General features: G+C 56.6%; 3 protein-coding genes. 2 read left to right on the top strand and 1 reads right to left on the bottom strand.

Annotated elements, in window-relative coordinates:
• The coding region (locus ABX962_RS32515) for an MFS transporter (protein WP_372725852.1) at positions 1 to 1,083 on the top strand (1,083 nt) is incomplete at its 5' end.
• Here the strand turns inward: ABX962_RS32515 and ABX962_RS32510 are convergent.
• Entirely contained in the window at positions 1,068 to 2,582 is a 1,515-nt protein-coding gene (locus ABX962_RS32510; RefSeq protein ID WP_372725851.1) for an SDR family oxidoreductase, read from the bottom strand. The genes ABX962_RS32515 and ABX962_RS32510 overlap by 16 nt on opposite strands.
• A gap of 465 nt (positions 2,583 to 3,047) precedes the next feature.
• Between ABX962_RS32510 and ABX962_RS32505 the strand changes: the two genes are divergently transcribed.
• Positions 3,048 to 3,728, top strand: a 681-nt coding sequence (locus tag ABX962_RS32505) for a matrixin family metalloprotease (protein ID WP_372725850.1), incomplete at its 3' end; no start/stop codon positions are given.

Here is a 3,728-nt window from a genome sequence, read left to right as displayed (position 1 = left end):
GCGTACTTTCCTGGCGGCCCGCTTGCCGACGCGTTTGCGGCTCGCAAGATGATGACGGTGGCTTTGCTATCGACGTCGCTTGGCGGAGTATTGCTGGCGGCGATCCCGTCGCTGGGGGTGATGAAGTGGTTGTATGCCTATTGGGGGCTGACGACGATCTTGTTGTTTTGGGCGGCCATGATTCGCGCGACGCGCGAACTCGGCGGCGACGAGTTTTCAGGAACCGCCTTCGGTATCCTCGACGGCGGTCGCGGATTGGTCGCTGCCGCCACCGGTTCGGTCGCGGTGCTGGTCTATTCGTGGTTGTTACAAGGCGATTCGGATGCAGCAACCTTCGCGGAACGTACCGCCGCGTTTCGACAAGTGATCCTTGTGTTCGCCGGAATCACGTTGGCATCAGCGATGTTGGTTTGGTTTGCCGTTCGCGGTGACGATCGCGACACGATGGCAAGTGAGCCGAGAATCACATGGGCAGGGGCCGTGGCAGTGCTAAAGATGCCCGCGGTGGCGGTGCAAGCGTTGATCATCGTTTGTGCGTACGTTGGTTACAAAGGACTTGATGATGTTTCGTTGTATGCCCGCGAAGTTTTGGAGTATGACGAGGTTGCAGCGGCGCATACGAGCACCGTATCGATGTGGGTGCGTCCGATCGCTGCGATTGCAGCGGGGATCATCGCCGATCGGACTCGTATTTCGCGGATCACCGCATTGAGTTTCCTAATCCTGGCACTCGGTTGCGGGGCGATTGCATTGGGATGGTTCAAACCGGGAATGAACGCCGTGTTTTTCGGTGTGATCATCGTCACTAGCGCCGCCGTGTTTGCACTACGTGGGCTCTATTTTGCGATCATGCAGGAAGGGCACGTTCCGATTCGATACACTGGGACCGCGGTTGGGGTGGTGTCAGCGATCGGATATACGCCGGATGTGTTCATGGGTCCGATGATGGGAAAACTGCTTGACGATTCGCCTGGTGCACTTGGGCACCAGCACTTGTTTGCGGTGATCGCCGCGTTTGCGTTAGTCGGTTTGGTAGCTTCGCTTGCGTTCCCGCTGCTGCCAAAGCGTCATGGCGAAGTTTGATTTGCCGGGTCTTGGCAATACGCTTCGGCCCGCTTTGCGACGCCACGTAGCATCCCGGCGAAAACCAATTGGTGCAGCGGCCACACCGAGTACCAATAACACAACCCAAACAATCCGGCTGGATCAAATTCGGCGGTTTGGCGGATGGTCGACCCGCCGCCGGGACGGGGGCAAACCTCGTAATCGAGCCATCCTCGTCCAGGCAATTTCATTTCTGCAGCAAGTCTCAATCGTTGGTTCGGCTCGATCAGCTCGACTCGCCAAAAATCGATGGCGTCGCCGACATGCACGCTGCTCGCATGACGACGGCCGCGGCGGTAACCGACGCCACCGATCAACATGTCCATGAACCCGCGAATCTTCCACAACCATTCGCCGTAGTACCAACCGGCATCGCCTCCGATGCGTTGGATCGGTACAAAGGCGCATTCCGGCGGCACATCCACGTCGATTGTGCGTGAATCGACAAGTCGGCTGCCGAAAGCTTCGCCGCCCCATTTCGGTGTCCGTCCCGCGGATGACAATGCGTCGGACCACCGTGTTTCCACCATCTCTTGGTCCTCACGCTGGATTGCCCGCTGAATTGCCTCTCGGATGCCCACCGGGCGGACCGAGTAATCACGGAGCGCCGCGTCGTTAGTCACGATCGTAGGATTTCGCAGCCCTTCGACCAGTTTCCTGCCAATGCGAGCGTAAACGGGGGTGACCAAGCCTAGCCAAAGACTACTGATCCGCGGCGATAGAAACGGAACTCGGATCTTGATACGTTTCAAACCACGTTGGCGAGCGTACTCGTCCATGATCCCGCCATACGAAACCGGTTCAGGACCACCGATCTGATAGATTTTGCTTTCAGCAAGCGGTTTCTCGAGCGTTTCCATCAAATAGCTCAGTACGTCGCGTATCGCGATTGGCGATGCTTCGGTCGATACCCATTTGGGCCACAGCATGATTGGCAGCTTTCGCACCAGAGCTCGCACCAATTCAAACGACAAACTTCCCGAACCGATGATCACCGAGGCGCGGAATTCGATGACTTGCGCCCCAGATTCTTTCAACACCTTTCCGACTTCATGGCGGCTCCGCAAATGGCTCGATAGTTCGTCGTCGTCTTCGCCAAGTCCGCCGAGATAGACGATACGCTTGACGCCAGCATCGCGAGCGGCTGAGGCGAAATTGGAAGCAGCGTCCCGATCGTCTTGCTCAAACCCGTCGCTGGTGCCCATCGAATGAATCAAGTAGTACACGGTGTGAATCCCCTGCACCGCGTCCGCCAATGTATCACGCTGGAGCACGTCGCCGCGGACAACTTCGGTACTCTGGGAGACGCGAGGTCGTAAATTTTCGGGGTGGCGTGCCATACATCGCAAGGGGCGACCGGAGTCTTCGAGCAACCGCAGCAATCGCCCGCCAACGTACCCCGTTGCCCCAGTCAATAAGATCCGTTCTTGGTGCGATTGCGGACGTGGATTCGATGATATTTCGTCGTTCTCAGACATAGTGCGGCAAAGGATCCGGTGCAATCTTTGAATCCCTCACGAATCCGCTGGCGGAATCAAGCGGCCGTGTGAGGCGTTGCAGTACAAGACGTAGCAAATCGCGAGGGGGGGCGGGTGACAATACCATTCAGCAGGTACTGTTACTTTAGCGACGTGTAAAGCCGCGGGGCGTGGATTCAAAGCCATTCTGTGCACGAAAACTCGCTTGATTTGCACGTGAAAGCTTGCAAATCGTACAAATCTCCAATTTTCTTTGGGTCAAGCGTGACAAGATCGGGTTGAAATCCCCCTTACGCATAGACGTCGTTCAGGGGATTCTTTCGAACCCTCCGGATCCCCCGAGCGCGTGGACGTAGCAACGCGCCGCGTTGTAGTGGTTTCCCGTCAGTGCCCCCTGACGGGGAACCACGCGACGCTCCGTCTTTCTTCCCTCTTGTTGTAAGCCGAAACGTTAGAGCCATTTGAATGAAACGACTATTTCGCAAACGGACAACGAAACCAGTTCGTTCAAAAACGCGACGCCGATTGATGGCCGAGCCACTTGAAGCAAGACGCGTGTTGGCGGCAAGCTTTGGTTGGGACGGCCCCGGGTTGGGCGGTGCTGAATTGACCTACACAATCAGCAACGCTCCGAGTTCGCTTTCGCAAGCCGAAGTGGACGCCGCCATCGAAACAGCGCTGGATGCATGGTCAAGCGTCGTCGATGTGACCTTTACCAAAGTCAACCAAACCGGACTGACCGATTCGATTGATATCTCGTTTGCGAATATTGATGGCGGCGGGGGTACGCTGGCGCAAGCCTATTTCCCTGATGATGTGAACCCTGCACGAATTGCAGGAGATGTCCAATTCGACACATCCGAGATTTGGGAGGTTGGCAACTCGTTGGGCAATCAAGCGTTCGATCTTGTTTGGGTCGCAGCTCACGAAATCGGGCATTCACTTGGGTTGGACCATTTGGCGGATTTAGGATCGGTGCTTCAGCCATATGTTTCACCCAATCAGCAGTTCACTGAACTGGACGCCAGCGACGTTGCCGAAGCGTTGATGCTGTATGCCGCCGCGACGGTCACCGAAACGAGCGATGATCCCGTCGTCGACACGCCTATTGATGATACGCCGGTTGACGAGACAACCGACGAAGAT

It is taken from the genome of Novipirellula sp. (assembly GCF_041583735.1).
Classification (GTDB): Bacteria; Planctomycetota; Planctomycetia; order Pirellulales; family Pirellulaceae; genus Novipirellula.
The sequence above is the reverse complement of the archived record's forward strand: the minus strand, read 5'-3'. Positions and strand labels throughout refer to the sequence as shown.

Excerpts from the sequence above, each read along its gene's own strand:
- ABX962_RS32510 (WP_372725851.1), bottom strand. The coding sequence starts at position 2,582 with ATGTCTGAGAACGACGAAATATCATCGAATCCACGTCCGCAATCGCAC.